Annotated in this window: 14 protein-coding genes and 2 pseudogenes; 5 read left to right on the forward strand and 11 right to left on the reverse strand. The window is 70.0% G+C overall.

The window, feature by feature from the left end; genetic code table 11:
- The first annotated feature begins 190 nt into the window (after positions 1-190).
- Positions 191-286 (forward strand): annotated as a pseudogene (locus VKH46_16375) (hypothetical protein).
- 77 nt (positions 287-363) lie between these two features.
- On the opposite strand, the gene VKH46_16380 reads toward VKH46_16375, so the two are convergent.
- From VKH46_16380 to VKH46_16405, 6 genes are all read right to left on the reverse strand, one after another.
- On the reverse strand, positions 364-852 hold the full coding sequence (locus VKH46_16380) for a nuclear transport factor 2 family protein (GenBank protein ID HKB72415.1): 489 nt from the start codon (positions 850-852) through the stop codon (positions 364-366).
- A gap of 101 nt (positions 853-953) precedes the next feature.
- On the reverse strand, positions 954-1,652 hold the full coding sequence (locus tag VKH46_16385) for a hypothetical protein (protein ID HKB72416.1): 699 nt from the start codon (positions 1,650-1,652) through the stop codon (positions 954-956).
- Between the two features lie 334 nt (positions 1,653-1,986).
- The gene (locus VKH46_16390; GenBank protein ID HKB72417.1) at positions 1,987-2,283 is read right to left on the reverse strand and encodes a MoaD/ThiS family protein; all 297 of its coding nucleotides are present in this window, start codon (positions 2,281-2,283) and stop codon (positions 1,987-1,989) included.
- Complete coding sequence (locus VKH46_16395; GenBank protein HKB72418.1) at positions 2,283-3,461, reverse strand: exo-alpha-sialidase; 1,179 nt, start codon at positions 3,459-3,461, stop codon at positions 2,283-2,285. The genes VKH46_16390 and VKH46_16395 overlap by 1 nt, the downstream gene beginning before the upstream one ends.
- A gap of 131 nt (positions 3,462-3,592) precedes the next feature.
- A complete protein-coding gene (gene moeB, locus VKH46_16400; GenBank protein ID HKB72419.1) occupies positions 3,593-4,753 on the reverse strand; it encodes a molybdopterin-synthase adenylyltransferase MoeB in 1,161 nt (386 codons plus the stop codon).
- A gap of 68 nt (positions 4,754-4,821) precedes the next feature.
- Positions 4,822-6,306 carry a PLP-dependent aminotransferase family protein gene (locus VKH46_16405; protein HKB72420.1) on the reverse strand — a complete coding sequence of 495 codons (1,485 nt, stop codon included), beginning with the start codon at positions 6,304-6,306 and terminating at the stop codon, positions 4,822-4,824.
- A gap of 94 nt (positions 6,307-6,400) precedes the next feature.
- Here VKH46_16405 and VKH46_16410 point away from each other — a divergent pair, with 94 nt between their 5' ends.
- Together VKH46_16410 and VKH46_16415 are read left to right on the forward strand one after the other, a co-directional pair.
- Complete coding sequence (locus VKH46_16410) at positions 6,401-7,234, forward strand: NIPSNAP family protein (GenBank protein HKB72421.1); 834 nt, start codon at positions 6,401-6,403, stop codon at positions 7,232-7,234.
- A pseudogene (locus VKH46_16415) lies at positions 7,231-7,803 on the forward strand (hypothetical protein). Before VKH46_16410 ends, VKH46_16415 begins: the two are co-directional and overlap by 4 nt.
- A gap of 229 nt (positions 7,804-8,032) precedes the next feature.
- On the opposite strand, the gene VKH46_16420 reads toward VKH46_16415, so the two are convergent.
- From VKH46_16420 to mutS, 5 genes are all read right to left on the reverse strand, one after another.
- Positions 8,033-9,067 carry a hypothetical protein gene (locus tag VKH46_16420; protein HKB72422.1) on the reverse strand — a complete coding sequence of 345 codons (1,035 nt, stop codon included), beginning with the start codon at positions 9,065-9,067 and terminating at the stop codon, positions 8,033-8,035.
- A gap of 38 nt (positions 9,068-9,105) precedes the next feature.
- Positions 9,106-10,656, reverse strand: coding sequence for a protein kinase (locus tag VKH46_16425; GenBank protein ID HKB72423.1), 1,551 nt, complete (start codon positions 10,654-10,656; stop codon positions 9,106-9,108).
- 94 nt (positions 10,657-10,750) lie between these two features.
- Complete coding sequence (locus VKH46_16430; protein ID HKB72424.1) at positions 10,751-11,434, reverse strand: GGDEF domain-containing protein; 684 nt, start codon at positions 11,432-11,434, stop codon at positions 10,751-10,753.
- A gap of 89 nt (positions 11,435-11,523) precedes the next feature.
- Positions 11,524-12,540 (reverse strand): glycoside hydrolase family 3 N-terminal domain-containing protein, encoded by a 1,017-nt coding sequence (locus VKH46_16435; GenBank protein HKB72425.1) that lies wholly within the window; start codon positions 12,538-12,540, stop codon positions 11,524-11,526.
- Positions 12,537-15,122 carry a DNA mismatch repair protein MutS gene (gene mutS, locus VKH46_16440; protein HKB72426.1) on the reverse strand — a complete coding sequence of 862 codons (2,586 nt, stop codon included), beginning with the start codon at positions 15,120-15,122 and terminating at the stop codon, positions 12,537-12,539. Before mutS ends, VKH46_16435 begins: the two co-directional genes overlap by 4 nt.
- 42 nt (positions 15,123-15,164) lie before the next feature.
- Here mutS and tsaB point away from each other — a divergent pair, with 42 nt between their 5' ends.
- Both tsaB and rimI read left to right on the forward strand, forming a co-directional pair.
- A complete protein-coding gene (gene tsaB / locus VKH46_16445) occupies positions 15,165-15,767 on the forward strand; it encodes a tRNA (adenosine(37)-N6)-threonylcarbamoyltransferase complex dimerization subunit type 1 TsaB (protein HKB72427.1) in 603 nt (200 codons plus the stop codon).
- Positions 15,748-16,248, forward strand: a complete 501-nt coding sequence (gene rimI, locus VKH46_16450) for a ribosomal protein S18-alanine N-acetyltransferase (protein ID HKB72428.1) — start codon at positions 15,748-15,750, stop codon at positions 16,246-16,248. The genes tsaB and rimI overlap by 20 nt, the downstream gene beginning before the upstream one ends.
- The last annotated feature ends 64 nt before the right edge of the window (positions 16,249-16,312 follow it).

The raw sequence follows: 16,312 nt of genomic DNA on the forward strand, positions 1-16,312 counted from the left end.
ATGACCTATCCGCAGGTCCTCTCGAAGCTCAACGTATTTCTCGACGGCGCTCCCAAGGTCGAGACCTACGACACCGTTTCGAGCTACGCCCGCTGATCACGTCTTGGCGGGCGCGCAAGCGCTCGCTGCCCGACGAGGCCCCACGAGGGGCCTCTCTTTTTGTCCGCGATTCCTGTCATCGCCATGGCTCCATCGGGATCACCGCAAGATCCTCGTCGTCGACGGCAAGGTCGCCATCATCGGCGGCATCAACATCAGCCCGGTGTATTCGAGCAGCCCTTTTTCCGATGGCTGTGAGCACGGCCTGAAAACGGCACGTGCCGGGCGAATCCGGCACGTGAATGGACGGATCGGGGCTGAAGGCTACTTCGACGGGGCCCCGGGAGGCGGCAGGGGCTGGAACGCGCGAACGAGCGTCACCGTCCAATGCCCGCCGCGGTTCTGGTACACCGCGGTCACGTGGTGGTGAAACGGCGGCAGAGCGTTCCCGTCGGGGTCGATCATCCCGGTGACCGTGGATTCCCAGTCTCCCACCATCACGTCGTCGCACGCGCGCCGGAGCGCGAACGAGTCGATCTTGTAGGTGCTCGCCTTCATCACGCCGGACTGCTCCTTCTCGAAGAGCTTCTCGACCTCCGCCCGGTTGCCGCACTTCACGCCGAAGGGGTTGATGAGGTCGACGTCCTCGGCCCAGGCGGCCGCCATTTTCTTCGGGTCGTGGGCGTTCCACGCCGTCACGAAATCCTGGTTGAGCTCCTTGATGGCCGCCTCGTTCGAGTCGGCCGCCCGCGCGGAAACGGGAATGCCGGCCAGGGCCACCGCCAGTGCGATGGCGAGAGGAAATCTTTTCATTCGGATGCTCCTTCGATCCCCATCATATCGACGAAAGGCCCGCCGGGCGTGAGGCCGCGCTCTCCGGGCCCGGGCCGTCGCCCCCCCGCCCGTGATGAAGGTCAGGCCTTCGCCTTGTGCGCGTGCGCCTTCGAGAGCATGTCGCTCTTCCAGTCGCGCTTGTGGCACGTCGCGCAGAACTTTGCGTCCGGCAGCACGAGGCCCGCGGCCCTGGCCTTCTCCCGGTCCTTCATCGTGGCGAGCGTCTTGTACTCGCTCCCCGGGCCGTGGCAGTTCTCGCAGTCGAGCGGCGGAGATCGCCGGGCGTGCGGGCCCTCCGACCAGGAAGCGAACTGGAGCTTGTGGCAGATCTTGCACTTCTCGGGTCCGATCCGCGTCGCGCTCGCATGGGTGGACGCGACCGCGACCGTTCCGCCCGGATCGTCGACTTTCGAGGCGGCCTTCTCGGGAGGCGCGGGGACGGCAGCCGGCGCGGGACTCGGCTCGCTCGCCGCCGGCTGCGGATCACTCGGCCGTGTCGGAGACGGCGATGACGGCGTGGCGCTCTTTCCCGGAGCGTCGAGCAGGCCCTGCGCGCGTTCGGGCGCCGGAGGAGGAGGCGTTTTCGCCCTGGGAGGAATTGCTGAAGTCGTCGGAGCGGACTGAATCGTTCCGGGCATCGGCTCGGCGGCCGTCGGTTCGGTCGTCGCCGGAGCCGCGGACTCGGTCGTCGCGGCGCTCGTCGCCGGCCGGGCTTCCGGCGCGGACGCTTCCTTGCGAGAGCATCCGGCCAGAAGCAGCAGGGTAAGCACGGAAGCCAAGGCCAAGAGCGGGATTCTCCCCGCACGCCGTTTTTCGGGCCTCACGATGCTTCCCATCTTCGCCTCCTTGCGCCGTAGCTTTCGACGAGCGATCGGACCACTTCCGCGCCGATCCCGCGAGATGCCGATGCCTCGAGATCCTTTCCGAACCGCGCCTCGCAACGCACGAAATGCCGGAATCAGCACCGCGGCCGCGCGAAGATGATCGGCGCCGGCGGTACGGCAGGAGCCGAGCAGATCCCTCGTCGCGGCGCTCCTCCGGACGGCGTCGCTCCGGAGGATCGCGCCGGGGAAGGCCGCGCGGCCCCGGCGGAGCGCGCCGCGCGGATGGCGCTCAGCCGCCCGCGATCGCGCCGACGACGAGGAACGGCTCCGAGCCGTCGGCGACGCTCGCGGGGAGCGGGGCGTCGGGGGATTCGTGCGAGTAGTCCTCGCCGCAGGCGAAGAAGCGCACGAAAGGCCGGCGCTTCTGCGTGACGTGGTCGCGGATCGTCCCCTTCAGCATCGGGTAACGGGCTTCGAGCGCGTCGAGGATCGCGCGCTGGGTCGCCTCCCCCGCCACCTCGACCGACACCTCGGGACCCGTGCGCGCGAGGTCGCGGAGGTTCGGCGGAAGCGTCACCCGGACCATCATGCGAGCGTCTGAACCTCGACGGAGAGCACCGCGGGCAGATCGCGGACGATCGGCGCCCAGGAGTCGCCGGCGTCGGGAGAAACGTAGACCTGCCCTCCGGTCGTTCCGAAGTACACGCCGCACGGGTCGAGCGAATCGACCGACATCGCGTCGCGCAGCACGTTGACGTAGCAGTCCTTCTGCGGGAGGCCCCGCGTCAGCGCCTCCCATTCGTTCCCGCCCGCGCGGCTGCGATAGACGCGGAGCTTACCTTCGGCGACGAAATGGTGGGAGTCGCTCTGGATCGGGAGGACGTAAACCGTCTCGGGCTCGTGGGCGTGCACGTCGACGACGAAACCGAAGTCGGTCGGAAGGTTCCCGCTCACCTCGCGCCAGTTCTCGCCGGCATCGTCGGTCCGCATGACGTCCCAGTGCTTCTGCATGAAGAGCGTGTTCGGCCGCGACGGGTGCATCGCGATGCGGTGGACGCAGTGGCCGACTTCCGCGCCCGGGTCGGGGAGGAACTGGGACTTGAGGCCGCGCGTCACGGGCTTCCACGCGGCGCCGCCGTCGTCGGACCGGAAGACGCCCGCCGCCGAGATCGCGGTGAAGATCCGGCCGGGATTCTTCGGATCGAGGATGATCGTGTGCAGGCACATCCCGCCCGCGCCCGGCTGCCACCGGGGACCGGTCCCATGGCCGCGGAGCCCGGGGAGCTCCTTCCAGCTCGCACCGCCGTCGGTCGATTTGAAGAGTGCGGCGTCTTCCACACCCGCGTAGACGGTGTTCGGATCGTCGAGCGAAGGCTCGAGATGCCATACTCGTTTGAACTCCCAGGGGCGCTGCGTGCCGTCGTAATGCTGGTGCGTCGTCAGGGGCCTGCCGGTCTCGGGGGAATCGTCGTAGACGAACCTGTTGCTCTCCCCCTGCGGCATCCCCTCCGGGCTCATCGTCGGGCCGCCGCCGGGCGTGTCCCACGTCTTTCCGCCGTCGTGCGAGCGCTGGATGACCTGCCCGAACCAGCCGCTCGTCTGCGAGGCGTAGAGGCGGTCCGGATCGGCGGGCGAGCCCTTCAGGTGGTAAACCTCCCAGCCCGTGAAGAACGGACCGGCGACGTCCCAGCTCTCGCGCTTCCCGTCCGAAGTGAGGATGAACGCTCCTTTGCGGGTGCCGACCAGGACGCGGACTCGACTCATGCTTGGCCTCCCCTTCCTTCGGTGATTCTAACGAACGCCTCGACGATTGGTTTCACGGTTTCGGAGATCGTGCCGCCGAGGCGTGACTGCGCCGCTCTCGCAACGACCGGGAAGGCGCCGCAACGCACGGACTACGAACCGATGTCGCGGAGCCACTGGTCGACGCCGCCCGCGAGATTCGCGACCTTCCGATATCCCGATTCGGAGAGGAACCGCGCGGCCTGCGCGCTGCGTCCTCCCATCTTGCAGTAGACGACGATGTCGTCGGCGGGCGAGAGGCGGCCGACCTGGTCCGGCAGCATCCGGAGAGGGATCTCGACGGAGCCGGGCAGCGAGAACATCCGCGACTCGTGCGGCTCCCGGACGTCGAGCAGCACGAAGTTCTCGCGAGCGTCCATCCGGCGCTTCAGTTCCGCGGGCGTGATCGACCCGGCGTCCGCTCCCGCCTCCGGGGACGCGGCCGCGACGCCGCAGAACGCCTCGTAGTCGATGAGCTTCGTGATCGTCGGGTTCGGTCCGCACACGACGCAGTCGGGGCTCTTCCTGAGCTTCAGCTCCCGGACCTTCATCCCCAGAGCGTCGACGAGGAGGAGCCGTCCGACGAGCGGCGAGCCGACGCCGAGGATCAGCTTGAGCGTCTCGGTCGCCTGGATCACGCCGAGGAGCCCGGGCAGGACCCCGAGCACGCCTCCTTCCGCGCACGACGGGACGAGGCCGGGCGGCGGGGGTTCGGGATAGAGGCACCGGTAGCACGGGCCGTCCAATGTCGAAAAGACGGACGCCTGCCCTTCGAACCGGAAGATCGACGCGTAGACGTTGGGCTTGCCGAGCATCACGCAGGCGTCGTTGACGAGGTATCGGGTCGGGAAGTTGTCCGTTCCGTCGGCGACGACGTCGAAGTCCGCGAGGATCCGGAGCGCGTTCCCGGACGTCAGCCGGGTCTCGAAGGGCACGAACCGGACGTTCGGATTGACGTCGGCGACTCGCGCGGCGGCGGATCGAAGCTTCGACTCTCCGACGGCGCCCGTTCCGTGCAGGATCTGGCGGTGGAGGTTCGTTTCGTCCACGGCGTCGAAATCCACGACGCCCAGGGTCCCGACGCCGGCCGCCGCCAGATACAGGACGAGCGGCGAGCCGAGACCGCCGGCGCCGACGCAGAGGACGCGCGCGGCCTTGAGCTTCTTCTGCCCCGCTTCGCCCACTTCCGGCAGGACGAGATGGCGGGCGTAGCGCCGGAGCTCCTCGGGCGAGAGGTCGGTCGGGGCACGCTTCGGGTCGAAAACACGGCTCATGGATGCGTTTCTACTCTACGGCATCGGGAACCGGGTCGGAAGTCGCGAGCCCCTCCGGCCCCGCGCCGTCAGCGGCCAAGAGCACTCTTCAGGCCGCGGACCCCCGCGCGGATCTCCGGGACGTCCGTCCCGCCGAATCCGAGCACGAACCCCTGCCGGGGGGCCTTACCGAAATAGCAGGAAGAGAGCGGCATCGCCCAGAACCCCTGTCGGGCGGCGCGCACGGAGACCTCGCGATCGCCCTTCCCTTTCGGGAGCGTCGCGACGAGATGCATGCCGGCCTCGCCTCCGAGAACGCTCAGAAGGTCGCCGAGCTCGCTCCCGATCGCGTCGACGAGGGCGGCGCGCCGCTGCCGGTAGAGAGCCCGCATCCGTCGAATGTGCCGGGCGAAGTGCCCTTCCCGGATGAAATCGGCGAGCACCTGCTGCAGGAACGTCGGAGGGAAATCGTCCGTCGCGGCCCGCACCGCCGCGAAACGGGGGATGAGGCGTTCCGGAATGACGATGTATCCGACGCGAAGCGCCGGATAGAGCACCTTGCTGAACGTCCCGATATAGATGACGCGCCAATCGCGGTCGAGCCCCTGGAGCGAAGCGATCGGCAGACTCTCGTAGCGGTACTCGCTGTCGTAATCGTCCTCGATGATCCACGCACCGCTCCGGCGCGCCCAGTCGAGGAGCTCCAGCCGGCGGGCAAGCGTCATCGTCATTCCGAGCGGGTACTGGTGAGACGGCGTGACGTACGCGGCGCGCGCGCGCGCGCTGCGCTCGACCCCGGCGGCCACGCGCAGCCCTTCGTCGTCGACCGGCACCGCGACGAGCTCCGCGCCCCGGAGCCGAAGGACGTTCCGGGAGCCGACGTAGCCCGGCTCTTCGATCCATACGGGGCTGTCCGCATCGAGGAGAACCCGCGCCGTGAGGTCCAAGGCCTGCTGCGAGCCGCCGACCACCATGATCTGGTCCGCTTCACAGCGCACCGCTCTCGCCGTCCGAAGATACGCGGCCACCGCCTCGCGGAAAACCCGATCTCCCATGGGGTCTCCGTAGCCCAGGTTCCCGGGAGCGCGGTGCATCCTTCGGCCGTGTCGACCCACGAGTCTCGACCAGGTGTCGAAGGGAAACCGGTCGAGCGCCGGCTGGCTGACGCGAAAGGCGCCCGGCCCTCCCAGCCAGGGATCGGCACCTCTCGGAACGAGAAAATCGGAATCGCGCGACGTCGATTTCCGGGTCCGGCTCCGCACGGAACCTCGCGCGTTCTCCCGGTCGCGGCGGTCCGGCCGCCCGGGGACGCTTCTCGCGACGAAAGTCCCGGAACCGATTCCGCTCTCGAAATATCCCTCGGCGACGAGCTGCTCGAACGCGTTGACGATCGGAAGGCGCGAGATCCCGAGCTCTCCCGCGAGCGTCCGGGTCGACGGAATGCGCTGGCCGGCCCGCAGCCGCCGATCGAGGATCGCGCTCCGAAAGCCCTCATAGATCTGGCGGTAGAGGGGCGTCGGCGAGGCGCGGTCGACCGGGATCGCGGGAAGGAGAGCGTGTGCCGCGCGCTTCATCGCGGAAATCATAATGGCCATGTCGAATCGTTAACAAATGGATATTGCCGTGTACCTGCCACCGGGGAAGAATCGTCGCCGCAGGGAGGCCGCGATGAAACACGCTCGGCCCTATCTCCTGGCGAGCGCGAAAACCAGCAACCCGGCGAGGGCGACCACGGCGTCAGCGGATCCCGCAAGAGAGTCCGTCCGGCACCTCGGAGACTTTCCGGTCGTCGAGCTCCGGCGGTACACGATCAAGAACGGCGAGCGGCAGAACTTCGCGGACTACTTCGAGAGCTTCTTCCCCGAGGCCTTCGAGCAGATCGGGGCGATCGCGTTCGGCCAGTTCCTCGAGCGAGACGACCGGTCGCGCTTCACGTGGCTTCGGGGCTTCCATTCGATGGACGACCGAGCCTCGTTGAACGGAGCGTTCTATGACGGACCGCTCTGGAAGGAGCATCGCTCGACGGTGAACGCGGTCATCGTCGACAGCGACGACGTCCTGCTGCTTCGCGCGCTGACGCCCGCCGGCGGAATCCCGGTTTTTCCCGCCGTCGATCCGGTCCGGGAGCCCGGGGGGGCTCACGGCATCGTCGTCGCGCAGATCTTCGCGACGAGGGCAGGCCGAGTCGAGGCATTCGCCCGCCGTGCCGAACCGGCGTTTTCCGGATATCGAGCCGTCGGGGCCCGCGAGGCGGGCGTGCTCGCGACGCTCGACGAGCCCAACAACTTTCCGCGGCACCCGATCCGGACCGACGGGCCCTTTCTCGTGTGGCTGGGGATCGTCGAGAACGACGAGATCGTCGAGACGGTCTTCCGGCCTCTCGCGGAACGCTCGGCGCGGGACCTCGTCGCCTCCAGGCTCCTCCGGGGAAAAGCGGAATTCGTCGTCCTCCGGCCGACCCGGCGTTCGCGTCTCCGCTGGCTGCCGGAAGCATCCCGATGAGTCGAACGGACCGAGGACTTCTCGCCGCGGTCCTCGTCTCCTCGTGCGTGTTCGCGCAGAGCCCGAACGCCCCGGGAGGACGCGCGTCCGGCTCCTCCGTCGAACGCGACGGATCACACGACTTCGACTTCGAGATCGGCGTCTGGAAAACGCGCCTGCGCCGCCTTGTGCACCCCCTGACGGGCTCGACGACCTGGGTCGCATACGAAGGCACGACGGTGGTGCGCAAGGTGTGGAACGGCCGCGCCAATCTCGTTGAGCTCAGGGCCGACGGCCCGGAAGGTCATTTCGAAGGGCTGAACCTTCGCCTCTACGACCCGGGATCGCACCAGTGGAGCCTGAACTTCGCCGACGCCCGCGACGGCAGGATGTCCCCGCCGACCATCGGCGAGTTCCGGAGCGGACGGGGCGAGTTCTACGACCAGGAGACGTTCGGCGGCCGCACGGTGCTCGTCCGTTTCGTCATCTCGGACATCACTTCCGATTCGTGCCGCTTCGAGCAGGCATTCTCCGGCGACGGCGGGAAGGGCTGGGAAGTGAACTGGATCGCGACGGACACGCGGGTGAAGAGCGAATCGAAGAATACGGGAGCATACGTGGACCGACAGCCTCGAGCCGGGACGCTTTCACGTGTGGAAGGGCGTCTTTCGAGACGGGAAGATCGACCTCTTCGGGGAATGGACGGAGCCGGCCGGCCGGTCCGATCGCGCCTCACCCGGTCGGACATCACGCGGGATTCCGCGCACCGGGGTGATCGATTTTCGAAGGCGCTGAATCGCCCGACGACCGGGACCCGGGTCAGCGCGGCAGCGCCGCCGGCCAGTTCGTGACGAGCGTCAACGACGTCGGCGCCGATTCGCCCGCCGGGACCGCCGCGAGCAGGCGGTGGAGCGCGCGGCAGTAATCCGAGGCCGCGCGCGGGTAGAGCATTTCTCCGAAGATCCGGCGCGGCGAACCGACCGACAGGCCGGTCCCTTCCGGCTTCACGGGCAAGGCGAACACCCGCCGATCCGCGCCCACATAGCCGATCTCGTCGGGCGCGTTCCACCAGCCGCCGATCACGCCGCCGTTCGAGATCTGCCATTTCGCGCCGCCCTCCGGGTAACGCGTGACGTAGAGCTCGAGCTTCCCGGACTCGTCGGAGGCGTAGGCCAGCCAGCGGCCGTCGGGCGAAAACGCGCCGCCGCGTTCGTTTCCGGCGCTCGTGAGCAGCATCCGCAGCGCTCCGCCGGCGGCGGGCACCACTCCGACGTCGAAGCTCTTGGTTTCCGTGGACTGCATCGAGAACGCGATGCTCTTTCCGTCCGGAGACCAACTCTCGGGCCCGGCAAAGTTCGCGCCCTTGTAGATCGTCCGCGGCGGCGATCCGCCTCCGGTGTCCTTCACCTGCATCGTCTCCCCGTCGGCGACATGAGCGGCGTAGACGAGCTGCCGCCCGTCGGGCGACCAGATCGGGTTCGACGCCGCACTCGTCCCGAAGGTGAACCGCAGCCGTCCCCCGGCGGCAAGGTCCGCGATCCAGATCTGGGGCCCTTCCGGCCCGTCGATGACGATCGCCGCGCGTTTTCCGTCCGGAGCGACCGCGAGACCCGAGATGGCGGCCGGCTCGCCGGACGACGGGAGCCTCTTCCCGTCCGGGTCGAACCAGGCGAGCTGGCTCGGCGCGGCCGCCGTTTCCCGCTGATAGACGAAGAGGTCCGATCCCCCGAACGCGAACTCCGCGGTACCGCGAAAGCCGTTGTATTCGACCTTTTCGGCCACGGGCACGGCCTCGCCCGAAAGCCGGAGGGTCTTCGGATCGAACCGCTGGACCATGACGTTCTTCTCGCGCACGAACGCGAGGCATCCCTGCGCGCGAAGCAGCGGCCCGATCAGGAAGGGATCTTCGCGCGCAGGGATGCGTCCGCCGACGCGGTGGCGCTCGAATAGTACACGACGGTCTTGCCGTCGGGGAGGAAATGCGGGTTGCGGTGGCTCGCGTCGCCCGCGGTGATGGCCGACTCGGCCGGGACGGGACTTCCTCCCGAAGCCGGCACGCGCTGCATCGAGCCATAGATGTTCGGGGTGAACACGATCGTCCCGTCCGAACCCCACGTCGCTCCGCGGCCCTGCGGCGCTTCGCAGATCGTCTGAACGGCCCCGCCGGAAATTTCGATCCTCTTCAGATTTCCGTCGGCGAAGAACCCGAGCGATCGGCCGTCGGGCGACCAGAAGGGATAGGTGGCGCCCTCGGTTCCCGCGAGCACCGGGCAGGCGACGCTGTCGAGCGCCCGCAGATAAATCTGGGTCTTGCCGTCGCCTCCCTCGGCGACGAAAGCGAGGACGCGCCCGTCGGGAGAAAGAGCGAGCGAGGAGTCCTGCTTCTCGATCACCGCGCCGGCGGGAAGCTCGATCGCGGCCCGGATCGTCCGGGCGGGCGCCGGCTTGCCCCGCACGAGAATCAGCGCGAGGACGGCCGCGGCGGCGACCGCCGCGCCCGCGGCGATCCACGCGAGCCGCTCGCGGCTCTTCCGGCGCGAGGCGACGACGGCGGGCGCGCCGGCCTGCGATCCGGCCTCGGCGAGCCACTCGAGCTGGAGCTTGACGTCGTGCGCCGTCTGGAAGCGGTCGTCGGGGTCCTTGGCGAGACACGTCTTGACGACGCGGTCGAACGCGGGGGGCGTCATCGGCGCGATCGACGAGATCGGGCGCGGATCGTCGCGGAGGATCGACGAGATCAGGGACGCCCGGCTCGCGCCGGAGAAGGCTTTCTTCCCCGTCGCCATCTCGTAGAGCACGGCGCCGAGGGCGAAGATGTCGCTCCGGGCGTCGGCGTCCTTCCCTTCGAGCTGCTCGGGCGACATGTACTGGAAGGTCCCCATGATCGTGCCGCGCTCCGTCAGCCGTGAAGGCGCGGCCGACGTCGGAAGGGACGAGGAGGCATCCCCCCCCGACTCGGCGGCCGGCGCAAGCGACCGGGCGAGGCCGAAGTCGAGGAGCTTGACGCCGGACCGCGTCAGCATGACGTTGCCCGGCTTCAGGTCCCGATGAACGATCCCGTGGCGGTGCGCGCGCTCGAGCGCGTCGGCGATCTGGACGCCGAACTTCAGGACCTGCTCGGCGGGAACCGGCCCCTTGTCGATGCGGCTCTCGAGCGTCTCTCCCTCGAGGTATTCCATGACCAGGTACTCGACGCCCTCGGCGCTTCCCACGTCGTAGAGCGCGCAGACGTGCGGATGCGAGAGCGCCGAGACCGCCTTCGCCTCGCGCTCGAAACGGAGCCTCAACTCCGGCGTCGCGGCGAGATCCGTCGGCAGAACCTTGACCGCGACGACGCGGTCGAGGCGGGTGTCGCGGGCCTTGTACACCTCGCCCATCCCGCCGGCGCCCAGCGGCGACACGATCTCATAGGGCCCGAGTGTGGTCCCCGCGGCGAGAGTCATCTCGACCTCGACGGCGGGCCGCCGGCTCCGATCGGAGCCGGCACCTCATCGAGACCGAGGCGCGAACCGGCGACCAGCGTCATGGCCGCGCGCGCTAAGCCGTCACGAGCCGGCGGAAGCCCTTCTTCTCGTAGAGGTCCTTGTCGGCGCGGGCGAGGATCTCCTCGAGCCGGTCCTGCGACGGGTCGATCGAGACCGCGCCGATCGAGAGCGAAACCGCGAACGGCTGGTTCGAGCGGCCGTTCCAGAAATCGACGTTCTTTCGCAGCCGCGGCAGGATCCCCTCGCCGCCGTCCCGGGAATCGACGAGGGCGAGGACGGCGAACTCGTCTCCGCCGATCCGCGCGATCACGTCCGAGCTGCGGAACGTGAGCTGGAGGATGCGGGCCGCGGCGGCGAGAGCGAGGTCCCCCGCGGCGTGCCCGTGGCGGTCGTTGATCGCCTTCAGCCCGTCGACGTCGGCGAGGAAGACGATCGCCGGCCGTCCGACGCGCCCCGCGAGCTCGAGGACGCCCGTCGCGTGCTCGATGAACCCGCGCCGGTTGGAGATCCCCGTCAGCTCGTCGACCGTCGCGAGCTTCTTCAACCCGCGCTCGACCGTCTTCCGGAGCGCGAGCTCTCGCCCGACGAACACCGCGGACACCGCGACGAGCGACACGCCGACGATCCCGCCGGCCGCCATGGCGAGGGCGAGCCCCGGGTCTCTCGCCCAGCACCGGAACGCGGCATAGCCGAGGATCCCGGCGACCAGCGCGATGCCCGCGATGCCGGCGCTCATCATGCGGATCGTCGAACGGACTGTCATGGCCTGCTGCGGGCAATTGTACGTGAAGCGTCTCGAGATCCGGGAGAAAGGGCTCCCGAAACCTACCCCAGCCGCTCCGTCGCGCGGCGGAAGGCGGCGGCGATCTCCGGCACGGGGCGGGGGGCCAGGCGTCTTTCGCGCTTCAGGCGGCCGAGCTCGGCCCGGAAAGCCGCGAGACGCGCCGCCGCTTCGTCGAGCCGCGCGGCGGACGCCCGTGCCTCGACGGCGGCGGCGGAGTCCGGAAGCTCCGCCGTTTCCTTCCCGAGGCAGAGGACGTCGCATCCCGCGGAAAACGCGGCGGCCGCCCTCTCCGGAAGCCCGCCGAACTCCGCGAGCGCTCCCATCTCGAGGTCGTCGGAGACGGCCACGCCCCGGAAACCGACGTCGCGCCGCAGCAGATCCGCCGCGACGGCCGGGTCGAGCGTCGCCGGCAGGCTCGTTTCCCCGACCGCCGCGTGCGAGACCATCACCGCCGGAGCCGATGCGGCGAGCGCGCGGAACGGCGCCAGATCCTCCTCCATCTCGGTTCGCTGCGCCGACAGGCGGGGAAGCACGAGATGGGAGTCGACGGCCGCGCGGCCGAGCCCCGGAAAGTGCTTGAGGCATCCGGCCACGCCGAACGCCGCGAGCGCCCCGAGAAAGCCCCGCCCGGCGAAAACGACTTCGTCTCCACGGTCGGACGCGGCGCGCCCGGCGAGGATCGTCCTTCCGGCGCCCTCGACCGAGCGGTCGACGACGGGCGCCAGGTCCCAGTCGATGCCGAACGCCGCGCAGATCTCCCCCGCGAGCGTGCCCGCGAGATCCGACGCCCCCGCCCGCGCCGCCGCCGAGAACGACGGCGATGCCGCCGTGATCGCGCGGAAGCGGTCGACCCTCCCCCCCTCCTGATCGACGCAGAGGAACGCGTCCGGGAGCTCCGAGCGGATGTCGGCGACGAGAGCGGAGAGCTGCGCCTCGGAGACGACGTTGCGCGAAAAGAGGATCACGCCGCCCGGCGGATACTCCCGGAAGACCGCACGCTCCCCCCCCGAGAGCGCTTCTCCCGCGATCCCGACGACGAAGAAGGCCGACGCGCTCAGCGGCGGACCCGGTCCTGGAGCGACGCGAGCAGCGAGAGCGCCGCGACGGGCGTGAGCTGGTCGATCTCGACCTCGCGAAGCTTCTCCAGGACGAGCTCCTCCTGTCCCGCGAAGAGCAGGAACTGCCCGTCCTTCGGCGCTTCTCCTTCCTTGCGTGCGAACTTCGGGAGGCCCCGGACGTCGAGCTCCTGCTCCTCGAGGTTGGCGAGGACCTCGCGCGCCCGCGCGATCACCGCCTCGGGGAGGCCGGCGAGCTCCGCCACGTGGATCCCGTAGCTCCGGTCCGCGCCGCCCGGGACGACCTTTCGGAGGAAGACGACCTTCCCTTCCCACTCGCGGACCGCCATCGTGAAGTTCGCGACCCCTTCGGAGGTCTTCGCGAGCTCCGTCATCTCGTGGTAGTGGGTCGCGAAGAGCGTGAAGGCGCGCCGCTCCGGCGCGTCGCGCAGGTGCTCGACGATCGCCCAGGCGAGCGACAGGCCGTCGAAAGTCGAGGTGCCGCGCCCGACCTCGTCGAGGATGACGAGGCTCTCGGGGGTGGCGTTGCGCAGGATGTTCGCCGCCTCGATCATCTCCACCATGAAGGTCGACTCGCCGCGCGCGAGGTGGTCCGACGCCCCGACGCGCGTGAAGATCCGGTCGATCGGCCCGATCTCGGCCTCCCGGGCGGGCACGAAGGCTCCCGCGCGCGCGAGCAGCGCGATCAGCGCCGTCTGACGGAGGTAGGTCGACTTCCCGCCCATGTTCGGGCCGGTCAGGATGACGATGCGCGTGTCGGCGTCGAGGCCGACGTCGTTCGGGACGAAGGGCTCGTCGCGGCGAACGCGCTCGACGACGGGATGCCGCCCTTCGACGATCCGGATCCCCGGCCGGTCGGCGATCCGCGGCCGGGCGTAGCCCCGCGCGGCGGCCGTCTCCGCGAGAGCCGCGAAGAGGTCGATCTGCCCGAGCACGCGCGCGAGCTCCGCCAGGCGCATCGCCTCGGAGGCCAGAAACGCGGCGAGCTCCCCGAAGACGCGGGCCTCGATCTCGAGGAGCCTCTCGTCGGCCCCGAGGATCTTCGACTCGAGCTCGGAGAGCTCCGGCGTCGTGTAGCGTTCGGCGTTGGCGAGCGTCTGGCGGCGGACGTAGTCCGAGGGCGTCTTCTCCTTCTGGCCGCGCGTGATCTCGATCGAGTAGCCGAAGACGCGGTTGAAGCGCACGCGCAGGTTCGCGATCCCGGTCCGATCGCGCTCGCGCGCCTCGAAGCGCGTGAGCGCCTGCTGCGCGTTGCCCCGCAGGGCGCGGAGCTCCGCGAGCTCGGCGTCCGCCCCGTCGCGGATCGCGCCTCCCGCCGAGACGACCGCGGGAGGTTCGTCGGCGAGCGTCGTCGCGATCTTCCGCGCGAGGTCGGCGGTCTCCGGAAAGCGGTCCCGCAGCGAGGAGAGGAGCGGCGACGAGAGCGGCCGGAGCGCCTCGAGGAGATCCGGCATCCGATCGAGCGTCGCCCCGAGGCCGGCGACGTCCCTCGGGCCCGCGGCCTTGAGCGCCACGCGCCCGACGCGCCGGGCGAGGTCTCCGGCGCCGCGCAGGCGCTCCCGCAGGTCGCCGCGGAGCTCGGCGCGCGACACGAGCTCCTCGACGGCGTCGAGGCGCGCCTCGATCTCCGGATTCGAGCGGAGCGGGCGCGCGAGGGTCTCGCGGAGCGCGCGCGAGCCCATCGGCGTGACGCACTCGTCGAGCACCGAGAAGAGTGTGGCGCCCGGACGCGCGTCGGCCGATTCGAAGATCTCCAGGTGCGCGAGCGTCGAGGCGTCCAGGCGCAGGTGCCGGTCGGGCGCGAGCGGCCGCGGCGGCGAGATGTGGAGCGCGTCGCCGCGCCGGTTCTCGCGCGCGTACTCGAGGGCGGCCCAGCAGGCGGCGAGCCCCGCGTCTCCCGGCGCGAACCCGAATGCTTCGAGCGAAGCCGCGCGAAACAGCTCGGCGATCCGCTTCTCGGCCGCCGCCTGGACGAACGCGGCGGCGGGACGGGAGGTCGCGCGCCCCGGGAAGCCGCCGGACGTCTCCCCCTCCGGAAGCAGGATTTCGCGCGCGGGATAGGCGCTCATCACGTCGGAGAGCTCCTCTTCGCCGACTTCGCCCGCGCGCAGCTCGCCGGTCGAGAGATCGAGGAAGGCCACGCCCGCGCGCCGGCCGCGCCGGCAGAGAGCGGCGAGGTAATTCGGCAGCGAGCTCGGAAGCGACTCGGGCTCGAGCACCGTCCCCGGGGTCACGATGCGCGTGATCTCCCGGCGGACGAGCCCCTTCGCCTTCTTCGCGTCCTCGACCTGATCGCAGACCGCGACGCGGTGGCCGGCGGCGACGAGCTGCGCGATGTACCCCTCGACGGCGTGGTGCGGCATCCCGCACATCGGCGCCTCGATGTCGGAGTCGCGGTGGCGCGAGGTGAGCGTCAATCCGAGCAGCGCCGAGGCCCTCTTCGCGTCGTCGAAGAAGAGCTCGTAGAAGTCCCCCATGCGGTAGAGGAGGAGCGCGTCGCCGGCGAGCGCTTTCGCCTCGAAATACTGCTGCAGCATGGGGGTGACGCGGGAAGCGACGCTCATGGGGAAGAGAGCGGCGATGGTAACATAGCGGCGAGGATGCTCGTGCTCGCGCTCGACACGGCGACTCCCGTTCCCGCGCTGGCGCTCGCGGGCGGGCGATTCGAGGGCGAATCGCGTCTCCCGTCGGGCCGCCACGTCTCCGAGGTCCTCCTTCCCGCGCTCTCGGACCTCCTCGACCGCGCCGGCGCGCGTCTCTCGGACGTCGGGCGGATCGCCGCGCTCGCCGGGCCCGGCTCGTTCACCGGCATCCGCGTGGGCCTGGCGACCGCGTGGGGCCTCGCGCGCGCGCACGGCATTGCGCTCGAGACCGTCGGATCGCTCGAGGCCCTGGCGGAGACCGCGCGCGGGGCGGCAGAGAATCTCGTCTCCGCATGCCTCCCCGCCGAGCGCGGCGACGTCTACGCCGGGACGTTCGACCTGTCCGGGGAGCGGGCCCGCGCGGTCGGCGAAGAGCGGGTCATTCCCGCCGGGCAAGCGGAGTCGCTGGCGGGTTGGGTCGTGCGCGAGCCGGCCGGAGGAGTCTCCGCCGCCCTCGCCGCGGCGCGCGCCGTCTTCCGCTCCCCGGGCGCGGCAGCCGACCTCCCGCGCGCCCGCTACGTCCGCGTCTCCGCCGCCGAGGAGTTCCATGGCCTCGCCCGCTCCTGAGTTCGAGCTCTACCGGCTCCGACCCGCCGCTCCCGGCGACGTCGACGACATCACCGCGATCGAGGAGGCGTCCTTCCCGGTGCCATGGAAGCGCCAGTTCTTCGAGGGCGAGCTGCACGAGGCCCACCCGCCGCGCTACCACCGCGTCCTCGAGCGCCAGCTTCCCGGGCTCCCCCGCATCGCGGCGTATCTCTTCGCCGTGATGCTCTTCGACGAGTTCCACGTCAACAAGATCGCGACGCACCCGGTCGTGCGCAAGGAAGGCCACGGGCGGCGGATGATGCGCGACGCGATCGACGCCGCGCGAGAGAGGCGCTCCGCGTCGATCGTCCTCGAGGTTCGCCTGACCAACGAGGAGGCGATCCGCTTCTACCGCGGATTCGGGTTCATCGAAGTCGGACGGCGCAAGCACTATTACAAGGACGGCGAGGACGCGCGCGTGATGATGCTTCCGCTCTCGGATGACCCGTTCGGCGCATGAAATCCGGCGAAAACGCGGCGCCCCGGCTCTTCCCCCGCCTTCCGGATTTTCCGGTAGAATCCAA

Source organism: Thermoanaerobaculia bacterium (genome assembly GCA_035260525.1).
In the GTDB taxonomy this organism is placed as follows: Bacteria; Acidobacteriota; Thermoanaerobaculia; order UBA5066; family DATFVB01; genus DATFVB01.

Coding starts and splice junctions, on each gene's coding strand:
- VKH46_16430 (HKB72424.1), bottom strand. CDS start 11,434: ATGAGCGCCGGCATCGCGGGCATCGCGCTGGTCGCCGGGATCCTCGGC.
- moeB (HKB72419.1), bottom strand. CDS start 4,753: ATGAGCCGTGTTTTCGACCCGAAGCGTGCCCCGACCGACCTCTCGCCC.
- VKH46_16390 (HKB72417.1), bottom strand. CDS start 2,283: ATGGTCCGGGTGACGCTTCCGCCGAACCTCCGCGACCTCGCGCGCACG.
- VKH46_16395 (HKB72418.1), bottom strand. CDS start 3,461: ATGAGTCGAGTCCGCGTCCTGGTCGGCACCCGCAAAGGAGCGTTCATC.
- VKH46_16410 (HKB72421.1), top strand. CDS start 6,401: ATGAAACACGCTCGGCCCTATCTCCTGGCGAGCGCGAAAACCAGCAAC.
- rimI (HKB72428.1), top strand. CDS start 15,748: ATGGCCTCGCCCGCTCCTGAGTTCGAGCTCTACCGGCTCCGACCCGCC.
- mutS (HKB72426.1), bottom strand. CDS start 15,122: ATGAGCGTCGCTTCCCGCGTCACCCCCATGCTGCAGCAGTATTTCGAG.
- VKH46_16380 (HKB72415.1), bottom strand. CDS start 852: ATGAAAAGATTTCCTCTCGCCATCGCACTGGCGGTGGCCCTGGCCGGC.
- VKH46_16405 (HKB72420.1), bottom strand. CDS start 6,306: ATGAAGCGCGCGGCACACGCTCTCCTTCCCGCGATCCCGGTCGACCGC.
- VKH46_16425 (HKB72423.1), bottom strand. CDS start 10,656: ATGACTCTCGCCGCGGGGACCACACTCGGGCCCTATGAGATCGTGTCG.